Source organism: Acidovorax sp. Root70 (genome assembly GCF_001428225.1).
In the GTDB taxonomy this organism is placed as follows: domain Bacteria; phylum Pseudomonadota; class Gammaproteobacteria; order Burkholderiales; family Burkholderiaceae_C; genus Acidovorax.
In genome coordinates, this window is record NZ_LMHQ01000028.1 from 263,844 (window position 1) to 275,679 (window position 11,836).

Annotated in this window: 12 protein-coding genes; 5 read left to right on the forward strand and 7 right to left on the reverse strand. The window is 63.5% G+C overall.

The window, feature by feature from the left end:
• Positions 1-21 precede the first annotated feature (21 nt).
• Positions 22-2,061, forward strand: coding sequence for an ABC-F family ATP-binding cassette domain-containing protein (locus tag ASD94_RS15840; protein ID WP_056644667.1), 2,040 nt, complete (start codon positions 22-24; stop codon positions 2,059-2,061).
• 511 nt (positions 2,062-2,572) lie between these two features.
• On the opposite strand, the gene phbB is transcribed toward ASD94_RS15840, so the two are convergent.
• The 4 genes from phbB to ASD94_RS15860 all read right to left on the reverse strand — a co-directional run bounded on the left by phbB (position 2,573) and on the right by ASD94_RS15860 (position 7,573).
• Entirely contained in the window at positions 2,573-3,310 is a 738-nt protein-coding gene (gene phbB / locus ASD94_RS15845; protein WP_056062618.1) for an acetoacetyl-CoA reductase, read from the reverse strand.
• 250 nt (positions 3,311-3,560) lie between these two features.
• On the reverse strand, positions 3,561-4,343 hold the full coding sequence (locus ASD94_RS15850; protein WP_056644669.1) for an EAL domain-containing protein: 783 nt from the start codon (positions 4,341-4,343) through the stop codon (positions 3,561-3,563).
• A gap of 274 nt (positions 4,344-4,617) precedes the next feature.
• Positions 4,618-5,796, reverse strand: coding sequence for an acetyl-CoA C-acetyltransferase (locus tag ASD94_RS15855; RefSeq protein ID WP_056644674.1), 1,179 nt, complete (start codon positions 5,794-5,796; stop codon positions 4,618-4,620).
• Between the two features lie 76 nt (positions 5,797-5,872).
• Positions 5,873-7,573 carry an alpha/beta hydrolase gene (locus ASD94_RS15860; protein WP_056644679.1) on the reverse strand — a complete coding sequence of 567 codons (1,701 nt, stop codon included), beginning with the start codon at positions 7,571-7,573 and terminating at the stop codon, positions 5,873-5,875.
• Positions 7,574-7,695: 122 nt separating this feature from the next.
• Between ASD94_RS15860 and ASD94_RS15865 the strand changes: the two genes are divergently transcribed.
• Positions 7,696-8,037 (forward strand): hypothetical protein, encoded by a 342-nt coding sequence (locus tag ASD94_RS15865; protein ID WP_056645084.1) that lies wholly within the window; start codon positions 7,696-7,698, stop codon positions 8,035-8,037.
• Here ASD94_RS15865 and ASD94_RS15870 read toward each other — a convergent pair.
• The 3 genes from ASD94_RS15870 to ASD94_RS15880 form a co-directional block, all read right to left on the reverse strand.
• Complete coding sequence (locus ASD94_RS15870; protein ID WP_056644682.1) at positions 7,957-8,859, reverse strand: polyphenol oxidase family protein; 903 nt, start codon at positions 8,857-8,859, stop codon at positions 7,957-7,959. The genes ASD94_RS15865 and ASD94_RS15870 overlap by 81 nt on opposite strands.
• Positions 8,856-9,524, reverse strand: a complete 669-nt coding sequence (gene maiA, locus ASD94_RS15875) for a maleylacetoacetate isomerase (protein WP_056644685.1) — start codon at positions 9,522-9,524, stop codon at positions 8,856-8,858. The genes ASD94_RS15870 and maiA overlap by 4 nt, the downstream gene beginning before the upstream one ends.
• A 103-nt stretch (positions 9,525-9,627) precedes the next feature.
• Positions 9,628-10,083, reverse strand: coding sequence for a MarR family winged helix-turn-helix transcriptional regulator (locus tag ASD94_RS15880; RefSeq protein WP_056645086.1), 456 nt, complete (start codon positions 10,081-10,083; stop codon positions 9,628-9,630).
• Positions 10,084-10,212: 129 nt separating this feature from the next.
• Between ASD94_RS15880 and ASD94_RS15885 the strand changes: the two genes are divergently transcribed.
• The 3 genes from ASD94_RS15885 to ASD94_RS15895 all read left to right on the forward strand — a co-directional run bounded on the left by ASD94_RS15885 (position 10,213) and on the right by ASD94_RS15895 (position 11,815).
• Entirely contained in the window at positions 10,213-10,908 is a 696-nt protein-coding gene (locus tag ASD94_RS15885) for a fumarylacetoacetate hydrolase family protein (RefSeq protein ID WP_056644688.1), read from the forward strand.
• A 113-nt stretch (positions 10,909-11,021) separates the two neighbouring features.
• Positions 11,022-11,573 carry an NUDIX hydrolase gene (locus ASD94_RS15890; protein WP_056644690.1) on the forward strand — a complete coding sequence of 184 codons (552 nt, stop codon included), beginning with the start codon at positions 11,022-11,024 and terminating at the stop codon, positions 11,571-11,573.
• 8 nt (positions 11,574-11,581) lie between these two features.
• Complete coding sequence (locus ASD94_RS15895; protein ID WP_056644695.1) at positions 11,582-11,815, forward strand: DUF1737 domain-containing protein; 234 nt, start codon at positions 11,582-11,584, stop codon at positions 11,813-11,815.
• The last annotated feature ends 21 nt before the right edge of the window (positions 11,816-11,836 follow it).

Consider the following 11,836-nt stretch of genomic DNA (forward strand, 5'->3'; position numbering starts at 1 on the left):
GCGCTTTTTTCTGATTCCCGGATGATCACCCTCAAGAACGTTACCCTGCGCCGAGGCACGAAAGTCGTGCTCGACAGCGTGTCCACCACCATCAACCCCGGCGAAAGCGTAGGGCTTGTGGGCCGCAATGGCGCAGGCAAGTCCAGCCTGTTCGCCCTGCTCAGCGGCAAGCTGCATGAAGACGGCGGAGACTTTCACATACCGTCGAGCTGGCGGATGGCCGAGGTCGCGCAGAACATGCCCGAAACCGACCAGTCAGCCACAGAGTTTGTGCTGGAAGGCGACACGCGCCTGGCCGAGGTGCAGCGCCAGTTGGCAGAGGCCGAGGCCAGCGACGATGGCATGGCCATCGCCCACGCCTATTCCGACCTGCATGACGCCGGCGCACACGATGCCGTGGCCCGTGCGCAGGCGCTCATCCTGGGCCTGGGCTTTCGCGTGAGCGAGCTGGATCAGCCGGTCAACAGCTTTTCGGGCGGCTGGCGCATGCGCCTGCAACTGGCGCGTGCGCTGATGTGTCCGAGTGACCTGCTGCTGCTGGACGAGCCCACCAACCACTTGGACCTGGACGCCCTCGTCTGGCTGGAGGCATGGCTCAAGCGCTACGCGGGCACCATGATCGTGATCAGCCACGACCGCGAGTTCCTGGACGCCATCACCAACGTCACCCTGCAAATCCAGCAAGGTGAGCTGAACCGCTACGGCGGCAACTACAGCAAGTTCGAAGAGCTGCGCGCCCAGCAGCTCGAACTGCAGCAAGCCAGCTTTGCCAAGCAGCAGGAAAAGATGGCCCACCTGCAGAAGTTCATCGACCGCTTCAAGGCCAAGGCCAGCAAGGCCAAGCAGGCGCAAAGCCGGGTCAAGCAGCTCGAACGCATGGAGAAGATCGGACCGGTGCTCGCCGAGGCGGACTTCACGTTCGAGTTCAAGGAACCGGCCAACCTGCCCAATCCCATGCTGGCCATCAGCGACGCCTCGTTCGGCTATGTGGACGACGAGGGCACGCCCACCACCATCCTCACCGGCGTCAACCGCTCGGTGCTGGCGGGGCAGCGCATCGGTATCCTGGGTGCCAACGGCCAGGGCAAGTCCACCCTGGTCAAGACCATTGCGCGCACCATGAAGGCGCTGGGCGGCAGCATCACCGAAGGCAAGGGCCTGAACATCGGCTACTTTGCCCAGCAGGAGCTGGACGTTCTGCGTCCCGCAGAGAACCCGCTGGAGCACATGATCCGCCTGGCCAAGGACCTGGGGCCGGATGCCAAGCAACCCAGCCGCGAGCAGGATCTGCGCAGCTACCTGGGCAGCTTCAATTTCACGGGTGACATGGTCAAGCAGGCCGTGGGCACCATGAGCGGCGGCGAAAAGGCCCGCCTGGTGCTGGCCATGATCGTCTGGCAACGCCCCAACCTGCTGCTGCTGGACGAGCCCACCAACCACCTGGACCTGGCTACCCGCGAGGCGCTGGCCATGGCGCTCAACGACTTCGATGGCACCGTCATGCTGGTCAGCCACGACCGTGCGCTGCTGCGCTCGGTCTGCGAAGATTTCTGGATGGTCGGCCGGGGCGTGGTCGGCCCCTTCGATGGCGACCTGGACGACTACCAGCGCTACCTGCTTGAAGAGTCCAAGCGCCTGCGCGAAGAGGCGCGTCTGGCCGAACAGGCCCAGGCGTCACAGGCCCAGGCAAGTGCACCAGCCCCCACCACCGCACCTGCGGCCGTTGCCGTCGCTTCTGCCACGCCCGCACCGGCCCCCTCCCCCGCGCCTTCGCGTGACGGGCGCGAGCAACGCAAGCTCGACGCCCAAACACGCCAGCAGCTGGCCGAAAAGACCCGGCCGCTCAAAAAGGAGCTGGAACAGATCGACAAGCGCCTGGCGGCTTTGGGCGCGGAACGCACCCAATTGGAGCACCAACTGACGCAGGCCTTGCCTCCCGCAGAGATCGCCGAGTGCGGTCGCCGCTTGAAAGCCGGGAATGAAGAAACGGGAAAACTCGAAGAACGCTGGCTGGAAATTTCGTCAGAACTCGAAGAAATGTCGGGTGCCTCGGTCAGTTGAAGATGTAAAGTCCTGTAAATTTTTCCCTCAATTTTCAGGACTTTTCCTTGATTGGCATTGTTTTATTGCTGCTAAATTTATAGCAAATTTTCGTGTAAACCTACAGGCTATTGCCGTTGCATTTTTTTGCGAAAGCTTGTCAACGGACTGCAGATTGACCGCGTTGTTGGTACATCACAGGAGTTTTCCACATGAATACCACCGCTATCTTGTCCGCCTGGCCCGAAGACGAACGCGACCGCAAGCGCGCCCCGGCCCGCTTCTGAAGGCGCTGCAGCCAAGCCACTGTTGTGCAGGTCGATGACATTGCCGCACCGCACAACAAGCACAAAACATACCAATGCATGGGAGATATAGGAACTTCAGGCCAATATTTTCCAGGCGCACCGTAGCAAGGCCAGAGTTAATCTCTCGCAACCCTTGCAGGTCCCAACAAAAAACCCCGCATCTGCGGGGTTTTTTGTTGGGACCTTTTTTTGCTCCTGTGGCGACCAAAAAGGCCGCGCAAGCCTTAGCCCATGTGCAGGCCACCGTTGACCGAGAAGTCGGCGCCTGTGGCGTAACCGCCCTCTTCCGATGCCAGCCAGGCAATGATCGAGGCGATCTCGCTGGGCTCGCCCAGACGCTTGACGGGCACCGTCGCCACGATCTTTTCCAGCACGTCCGGGCGGATCGCCTTGACCATGTCCGTGCCGATGTAGCCTGGGCTGACCGTGTTGACCGTAACGCCCTTGGTGGCCAGCTCTTGCGCCAGGGCCATCGAGAAGCCGTGCATCCCTGCCTTGGCGGCGGAATAGTTGGTCTGCCCTGCCTGGCCTTTTTCGCCGTTGACCGAGCTGATGTTGATGATGCGGCCCCAGCCCTTTTCCACCATGTCAGACACCACTTGCTTCGTGACATTGAACATGCTGTTGAGGTTGGTTTCGATAACGGCGTCCCAGTCTTCGCGCGACATCTTGAGGAACATGCGGTCCCGCGTGATGCCGGCGTTGTTCACCAGCACGTCGATGGTGCCGTGTTCTGCCTTGGTCTTGCCGAAGGCTTCCACGGTGGAATCCCAATCACCCACGTTACCGACCGACGCATAAAACGTGTAGCCCAGGGCCTTTTGCTCGGCCAGCCACTTGGCGTGGTCCCGTGTCGGGCCGCAGCCAGCGATGACCTTGAAACCTTCCTTGTGCAGGCGCTGGCAAATGGCGGTACCGATGCCTCCCATGCCACCGGTGACATACGCGACTTTTTGGCTCATGTGATTTCTCCTTGTTAGTGATTGGCTCAGGACCCACTCTACCGAAGAAATTGGGCACTGCCGTGAAGGAAAACACTGAAGCCCTTTCCTTTTTGACATATCCGCATGCGTCACACCATTGACGCCAGTCAAGCCTAGCGGCGCGTCACCAATGTGGTGCCTGGGGGCTCAACAAATTCAGGCAGCCGCCCGGCGATTGAGAGCTGAAGAGCCTCGCAAGGGCAGCCCTTGGACTGCAGGCCGCTGCGGGCTAGACGTGCCGCGGCGCCAGTGGCAAAGACTCCCATCCCGGCTTGGCAAACAGATAGCCTTGCTGGTAGCAAACGCCCACCGATTGCAGATAGGCGGACTCAGCCGAGGTTTCAATGCCCTCGGCCACAATGTCGATGGACAAGCGCTGACACACCAACACGATGCCGCACACAATCGCCTGACGCACGGGGTCTTGGTCAATGTTGCGAATCAGCTCCATGTCGATCTTGAGCACATGGGGCTGGAATTGAACCAGCATGTTCAGCCCTGCATAGCCCGCACCAAAGTCGTCGATGGCCGTGATGAGACCCTGGCGCCGGTATTCATTGAAGATGGACTTGAGGTGGGCACCGTTGGTGACCTGCTCACCCTCGGTCACCTCGAACATGATGCGGTCGTGCGGGAAATCGAATTCCTCAGCCGCCTCCATCGTGGCGCGGATGCAGGTCTCGGGCCGGTACACCGCATTGGGTAGAAAGTTGATGCTCAGCCGGCAGTCCGGCAAGTTGGCAAGCCCCAGGCGCGACGCCAATTCAATCGCCTTGACGCGGCACGCCTGGTCAAACCGATAACGGTTGGTGTCATCCACCCACGACAGCACTGTGCCAGCCGACTCACCACCCACACCACGCACCAGCGCCTCGTAGGCAAACGGACGATTCAACTCCAGATTCATGATGGGCTGAAAGGCCATTGTGAAGTCGAACGGAAGCTGCGTCTTGTCACGACAGGATTGACAGCCCACGGGTTCGAAGGGTTGGGCAAAAATGGTCGCGGTCATGGGAAAACATGGTACCGCACCATGGCAAACTTGCGGCCCTTCAGCGCCCGTGCAGAGCCTTCTGGAGGCTGCACACATCCCTGGGCTGAGGGGCTGCTATCCGGTGATGGAACTCCCAGACGATCTGCTGAAGACCTTGGGGCAGCTTTCTTCACCCAACAGGCCAACACACCCATAAAAAAGGCCGCATATCCATGCGGCCTTTTTGCTGTCACTGCCAGCGTCTTTGGTCAGCACGGCAAGGGCGCCGCCTCCAACGGGGCCCTGGTGGGGCTCAACGCTCCACAGCCAGAGACACCCCCATGCCGCCACCGATGCACAGCGCGGCCAAGCCCTTCTTGGCGTCACGGCGCTGCATTTCGTGCAGCAGCGTGACCAGAATCCGGCAACCGGACGCTCCAATGGGGTGACCGATGGCAATGGCGCCACCGTTCACATTCACCTTGGCGGGGTCAATTGCCAGCTCCTTGTTCACGGCGCAGGCCTGGGCGGCGAAGGCTTCGTTCAGCTCGAACAGGTCCACATCGGCCGCGTTCCAGCCTGCACGCTGCAGGGCCTTGCGCGAGGCAGGCACGGGGCCCATGCCCATGGTGGCCGGGTCCAGGCCGCTCGTGCCAAAGGCGGCAATGCGGGCCAGGGGCTTGAGGCCGAGGGCAGCGGCCTTCTTGGCGCTCATCACCACCACGGCGGCGGCGCCGTCGTTCAGACCCGATGCGTTGCCCGCGGTCACGCTGCCCGCCTTGTCAAACGCAGGGCGCAGGCCTGCCAGGGCTTCTGCATTGGTCTTGCGATTGAGGTATTCGTCGGTGTTAAAGAGGATGGGGTCGCCCTTCTTCTGCGCCAGGCTCACACCCACGATTTCATCGGCGAACTTGCCTGCGTCTTGCGCAGCGGCTGCCTTTTGCTGGCTGGCCAGGGCCAGCGCATCCTGCATGTCGCGGGTGATGCCGTACTGCTTGGCCACGTTTTCTGCCGTGATGCCCATGTGGTACTGGTTGTACACGTCCCACAGGCCGTCCACGATCATGGTGTCCACCAGCTTCCAGTCGCCCATGCGCTGGCCGTCGCGCGAGTTGGGCAGCACGTGCGGTGCCAGGCTCATGCTCTCCTGGCCACCGGCCACGACGATCTCGCTGTCGCCCCAGGCCACGGCCTGGGCGGCGAGCATCACGGCCTTGAGGCCGGAGCCGCACACCGCATTGATGGTGAGCGCGGGGGTTTCCTTGGCCACGCCTGCTTTCATGGAGGCTTGGCGCGCTGGGTTCTGGCCCACGCCAGCCGCCAGCACCTGGCCCATGATGACTTCACCGATCTGGTCAGACGACAGACCCGCGCGTGCGATGGCTTCACGAATCACGATGGCGCCGAGTTCGGTCGCGGGCGTCTTGGCCAGCGAGCCACCAAACTTGCCCACAGCGGTGCGAGCGGCCGAAACGATGACGATGTCTTCCATGGAATGTCCTTGTGGTTGGAGGTTGTTCGGTACGGTAGGTAATTCTCGCAGTGCTGAAAGTCAGGACTTTTGCGTATCAGGCTTTCTGCTTGACGTAGCGACCGGGCGCGGGCTCGATGGCCTTGAATTTGGTGCCTTTGCCATAGGCCTTGGGCGCCGCGATTTGCTTGCCCGCGTGGCCCTTGAGCCAGCCCGACCAGTCGGTCCACCAGCTGCCTGGGTGCTCGGTGGCGCCCGCCAGCCATTGGTCCAGCGTGGCGGGGAACTTGCCGTCGGCGCGAACCCAGTGGCTGCGCTTGCCCTTGGCGGGCGGGTTGATCACCCCGGCGATATGGCCCGAGGCACCCATCACGAACCGCTTCTTGCCGGGCAGCGCCTGGGTGGACGCATAGGCAGCCGTGGCCGGCACGATGTGGTCCTCGCGCGAGCCGTAGATATACACAGGCAGATCGAGATTGCCCAGATCCAGCTTTTCGCCGCACACGGTGAGCTTGCCCGGCTTGACCAGGTTGTTCTCCAGATAGAAATTGCGCAGGTACCAGGCATAGAACGGCCCCGGCAGATTGGTGCTGTCGCTGTTCCAGTACAGCAGGTCGAACGGCGGTGGCGTTTCGCCCTTGAGGTAGTTGCCCACCACGTAGTTCCAGACCAGATCGTTGGGGCGCAGGAAGCTGAAGGTGGACGCCAGGTCCTGCCCCTTCATCAGCCCGCCATTGCCCATCTGCATCTCGCGGAACTTGACGAAGGCCTCATCAATGAACACGTCGAGGATGCCGGTGTCGGCGAAGTCGATCAGCGTGGTTAGGAAGGTCGCGCTGGCCACGGGCTCGTCACCGCGCGCGGCCAGTACGGCCAGTGCGTTGGAGAGGATGGTGCCGCCCACACAAAACCCCAGCGCATTGATCTGCTCGGCGCCGGTGATGTTCTGCACCACGTCGATGGCGGCCATGGCGCCATCTTCCACGTAGTCGTCCCACGTTTTGTGGGCCAGGCTGTCATCCGGATTGCGCCAGCTCACCACAAAGGTGCGATGGCCTTGTTCGACGGCGTAGCGGATCAGCGAGTTCTCTGGCTGCAGGTCGAGGATGTAGAACTTGTTGATGCAGGGCGGCACCAGCAGGAAGGGGCGCTCGTACACCTTGGCCGTGAGGGGCTTGTATTCGAGCAACTGGAACAGCTCGTTCTCGTACACCACCGCGCCCTCGGTGGTGGCCACGTTGCGGCCCACTTCGAACAGGCTTTCGTCGGTCATCGACACATGGCCCTGCGTGATGTCATGCAGCAGGTTCTGCATGCCTTTGGCGATGCTCTCGCCCTTGGTCTCGATGGCCTTCTTTTGCGCCTCGGCGTTGAAGGCGAGAAAGTTGCTGGGCGCCATGGCAGCCATCCACTGCTCCACACCAAAGCGAATGCGGGCCTTGGTTTTTTCATCGGCCTCCACCGCCTCGGCCAGGCCCATCAGCGTGCGGGCGTTGAGCAGGTAGGCGGCGGCAGAAAACGCCGCCACCGGATTGCTGGCCCAGCCTTCACCCGCAAAGCGCTTGTCCTTGACCTCGGGGGTGCCTTGCAGGCCTTTGGCCCACAGCTCCTGGGCTTCTTTGATGTACTGCTGCTGCAAGGACTGCAGCTTGTCTTGCGACAGCTTGAGCGGAGTCGCCGTGGGTATCTGCGCACCCAGGTCCAGTTTCTGAAACGATTGCAGCGCCTGCGACCAGCTTTGCCCGAAAATCTGCTGGAACTGCTGGGCGCTCTCGGCCCAGGGTGATTCAGAAGTCATGCTCATTCCTCAATGGTTGGTCGCTCGCAGCGGCTGGGGCCTGATTTTTGTTTCGCGGGTTCATTGTTGCCCACCCCATGGGGCATGGCAACGAATTCAACGCTTTCAGTGCACACAAATCAATGTACCTCATCGTCATCGCCTGGACCTACGTCACGCTCATGATGGCGGTGGCCGAAGCCACCAGCCCACAGGGCACCGTGCTGGGCGCCCTCATCACGTTCGCGTTGTACGGCCTGCTGCCCATGGGCATTCTGGTCTACATCCTGGGCACGCCTTCGCGCAAGCGCAAGATCAAGGCGCGAGAGGCGGAGGAACAGGCCGCGTACGACGCGGAGCAGGCCGCAGCCCGCATGGCCGATGCGGGTGCCGAGCCAGCAACGTCAGCCGAGCCAGATGCAGGCGGCAAAACGCCCGCTGCCGCCGAGGGCAGCGCTGTCGCGGCGGTGCGAAAAGAACAGTGAGGCCTGTGTGACGGTACACCACGGTGCGGTGCTGTCATTGCCGTAGATGGCGGTGACGCCCATGGCTTGCAGACGCAATCGGGCCAGCCCTGCCAGATCGCACAGGTACTTGCCCGGTACACCGGGCCGCGCCACAAAACATGAAGTAGCCGCAGCGCCCAGGGCACCCGGGGCGTCGCAGAACGCAGCACGCACCTCTGCCCCGACCTCAAAAGCCGTGGGGCCGATGCAGGGGCCCAGCCACGCCAGCGTGCGGGCAGCGACTTCCGAAGCGCCTGGGGCGGCTGGCGCCATTGCTCCGCTTTCGATAGCTATCGAGCCATGATGCACTAGCGCTTCATGGCAAAAATGCTTGAAAACCGATTCCAGCACGCCCTGCCCTGCGCTCCCGGCCAGTCCGCGCCAGCCGGCGTGGGCCGCAGCCACCACCTGGCCTGAGCGGTGAGCAAACAACACGGGAAGGCAGTCGGCCACCATGATGGTGCAGACGGCGCCGGGCGCACGGGTCACGCAGGCGTCTGCCTCTGTCCCGTCGGGGGTGCTCGCATCCAGCAGCACCACGCCATCGCCATGCACCTGGTTCAAAAACACCGCGCGGGCGCCCGGGGTTGTGGAATGCAATGCGGACTGCACGATCTGCCGGTTGGCGGCCACCGCCACCGGATCGTCGCCCACATGGGTGCCCAGGTTCAACTGGTCGAACGGTGCGCGGCCCACACCGCCCGCGCGCGTGGTGCACAGCGCATGCACACCCGGCGGTGCGGGCCAGTCGGGCACCAGCCAGTCTGCGTGCTGGCTCCGTATCGACGACGCAGCCGTCACGCTTCGTTGTCCGGGCAGGCCGAGGGCTGCGCCTGCTGGAACGCGGGCAGCGTCATGCAGGCGTCAAACACCCCCATGGTGCGCGGCAGGCCATCCAGGCTGACCTTGAAGCGCTGGGCATTGAAGATCTGCGGCACCAAGCAGCAGTCGGCCAACGTGGGCGTGTCGCCCCAGCACAGCACCGAGGGCGCCATGCCCTGCGCAGCGCGCTCTTGCGCCAGCAGGTCAAGTTGCCGCTCGAACGCCTCCAGCCCACTGCGAACCCAGTGGTGGTACCAAGCGTTCTTGGCATCCTCGTCCACCTTCAGTTCATGCACCAGGTACTTGAGCACACGCAGGTTGTTGAGCGGGTGGATTTCGCACGCCACCATCTGCGCCAGTGCGCGCACCCGGGCACGGGCCAACGGTGTGGCGGGCAGCAAGGCGGGCGTGGGATGGGTTTCGTCCAGGTATTCGATGATGGCCATGGACTGCGACAGCGCCGTGCCGCCATCGGTCACCAGGGTGGGCACCAGCGCGTCCCCGATGCGGCCCGCGTAATCGGGGGCCTTGTGCTCGCCCTTGACCAGATGCACAGGCATGTAGTCGTAGGGCAGGCCCTTGAGCTGCAGCGCAATGCGCACGCGGAACGAGGCGGAGGAGCGGAAGTAGTTGTAGAGCTGCATGGCGGAGCGGTGCCTGGGGTCGGTCAAAGGAGGAATGAAGCTTGTGCGGCACGATGCCGACAGGCCAGAAAAAGAGTGCGCCCGGCGACCAAGGGCATCCCCGTCAGGCGCCCGAGGTGCCCGCCGGGTCCTGGTGGTTGTAGACGACTTTGGAGAGCAGCGCCATCAGATCGGCGCTTTCCTGGGCGGTGAGCGGTGCCGTGAGGCGCTCCTGCACGCGCTGGGCGGCATCGCGCATCTGCAGGGCGGCCACTTCGCCTTCGGGGGTGATCCACAGCAGCTTGCGGCGGCGGTCGCGGGTGTCGGGCTCGCGGCGTATCCATCCGCGCTTTTCCAGGCGCCCGATGACTGACCCCGAGGTGGCCGCATCAAACGCCACGCGGGCGGCCAAGGTGACCTGGTCTTCGCCCGGCTGGGCCAGCAGTTCGTGCAGGATGGCGAACTGCACCGGTGTCACATCAAATCCGGCCGTCTCTTCCATGAAAAGTGCCACGGTCCGCTGGTGGGCGCGGCGTACCAGGTGGCCCGGCGTGTTGTGGAAATCGAAGCTCTTTGCCATGACCGCCAGTGTAGCGCCCCACAGCAGAAGACCCGCGCCCATGGCACACTGCCACACCGAGGCGTGCATGGCGTGGCGCCCGCGCTTTTGACGGCATCCCCAGAACCCCAGAACAATTGAAAGGCAGACATGAGCTACGTGTTTTCTCCCGCCCCCGTGGTCAGCGTGCCCGTGGTGGGCAGCGGCGAGCGCTTTCCGGTGCACCGCATCTACTGCGTGGGCCGCAACTACGAAGAACACGCCAAGGAGATGGGCTTCACCGGCCGCGAACCGCCGTTCTTCTTCATGAAGCCCGCTGACGCCATCGTGGTGGTCAACGCGGGCGAAACGGGCGAGCTGCCTTACCCCAGCCTGACGGCCAACCTGCACCACGAGATCGAGCTGGTGGTGGCCATTGGCAAGGGCGGCAAGAACATCCAGGCCGCCGACGCGCTCAGCCACATTTACGGCTACGCCGTGGGCCTGGACATGACGCGCCGCGACCTGCAGAACGACATGAAGAAGCAGGGCCGTCCCTGGTGCATCGGCAAAGGCTTTGACGCCAGCGCTCCCATCGGCCCCATCACCCCGGTAGCGCAGGCAGGTGACGTGGCCAACGCGCCCATCTGGCTGCAGGTCAACGGCGCAGACCGCCAGCGCAGCACCGTGACCCAGCTCATCTGGAACATTGCCGAGACCATCGAGCACCTGTCGGCCGCGTGGGAGCTGCAGCCCGGCGACCTGATCTACACCGGTACCCCCGAAGGCGTGGGCGCCGTGGTGCGTGGCGATACGCTCGAAGGCGGCGTGGGCGGCCTCACGCCTTTGCGCCTGACCGTGGTCTGAAGACCACCGGGCGGCCCCGCCGCCCGGCCAGGCGAATGCAACGCTACGATTTTAATAGCCGGTAGCGCATATTGCACTAGCGCTACCGGCTCATTTGACCCTCAAACCCCTGCATGACTTACCGCAGCCCCATCAAACATTGCCGCGCCTGTGGCACCGCCGTGGTGTACCGCCTGCCGGACGACGGCGACACCAAGCAGCGCGCAGTGTGCCCCGCCTGCAACACGGTGCACTACGAGAACCCACTCAACGTGGTGGGCACGGTGCCCGCGTTGCCCGATGGCCGCATCCTGCTGTGCAAGCGCAACATCGAGCCGCGCTGGGGCAAGTGGACGCTGCCCGCAGGCTTCATGGAACTGGACGAAACCACGGCCCAAGGGGCGGCGCGTGAGACCGATGAAGAGGCTGGCGCGCAGATCGAGATCGGCCCCCTGTTCAGCCTGCTGAACGTGCGCCGCGTGGGCCAAGTGCACCTGTTCTACCGCGCCACACTGCTCAGCGACCAGTTCAACCCAGGCTACGAAACCATCGAGGCGCGGCTGTTTACCGAAGACGAGGTGCCCTGGGACGAGCTGGCCTTCCGCACCGTCAAGGAAACGCTGGAGTGCTACTTTGCCGACCGCAAGGCGGGCACCATGGGCATGCACTTCATCGACATCGAATAGGCGCGGCCATGACGGTTGCCACCTCGATAGCATCACCCGCAAACACCACGCAGGCCAGCGCGCCGCCAGATGGCCTGCCCGCCTACCGCCTGCTCACCGGTCCCGATGACGCCAGCTTCTGCCGCCGCGTGAGCGATGCGCTGGCGCGGGGCTATCGGCTGTACGGATCTCCCGCAGCCACCTTCAATGGACAAAACGTGATCGTGGCGCAGGCCATCGTGTGGCCTGGCGCGGCAGGCTGACTGCATAGCCAGCCCCTTAAC

What these genes read in the sequence shown, in the direction of transcription:
- ASD94_RS15840 (WP_056644667.1), top strand. Translation starts at nt 22, where the DNA reads ATGATCACCCTCAAGAACGTTACCCTGCGCCGAGGCACGAAAGTCGTG.
- phbB (WP_056062618.1), bottom strand. Translation starts at nt 3,310, where the DNA reads ATGAGCCAAAAAGTCGCGTATGTCACCGGTGGCATGGGAGGCATCGGT.
- ASD94_RS15850 (WP_056644669.1), bottom strand. Translation starts at nt 4,343, where the DNA reads ATGACCGCGACCATTTTTGCCCAACCCTTCGAACCCGTGGGCTGTCAA.
- ASD94_RS15855 (WP_056644674.1), bottom strand. Translation starts at nt 5,796, where the DNA reads ATGGAAGACATCGTCATCGTTTCGGCCGCTCGCACCGCTGTGGGCAAG.
- ASD94_RS15860 (WP_056644679.1), bottom strand. Translation starts at nt 7,573, where the DNA reads ATGACTTCTGAATCACCCTGGGCCGAGAGCGCCCAGCAGTTCCAGCAG.
- ASD94_RS15865 (WP_056645084.1), top strand. Translation starts at nt 7,696, where the DNA reads ATGTACCTCATCGTCATCGCCTGGACCTACGTCACGCTCATGATGGCG.
- maiA (WP_056644685.1), bottom strand. Translation starts at nt 9,524, where the DNA reads ATGCAGCTCTACAACTACTTCCGCTCCTCCGCCTCGTTCCGCGTGCGC.
- ASD94_RS15880 (WP_056645086.1), bottom strand. Translation starts at nt 10,083, where the DNA reads ATGGCAAAGAGCTTCGATTTCCACAACACGCCGGGCCACCTGGTACGC.
- ASD94_RS15885 (WP_056644688.1), top strand. Translation starts at nt 10,213, where the DNA reads ATGAGCTACGTGTTTTCTCCCGCCCCCGTGGTCAGCGTGCCCGTGGTG.
- ASD94_RS15890 (WP_056644690.1), top strand. Translation starts at nt 11,022, where the DNA reads ATGACTTACCGCAGCCCCATCAAACATTGCCGCGCCTGTGGCACCGCC.
- ASD94_RS15895 (WP_056644695.1), top strand. Translation starts at nt 11,582, where the DNA reads ATGACGGTTGCCACCTCGATAGCATCACCCGCAAACACCACGCAGGCC.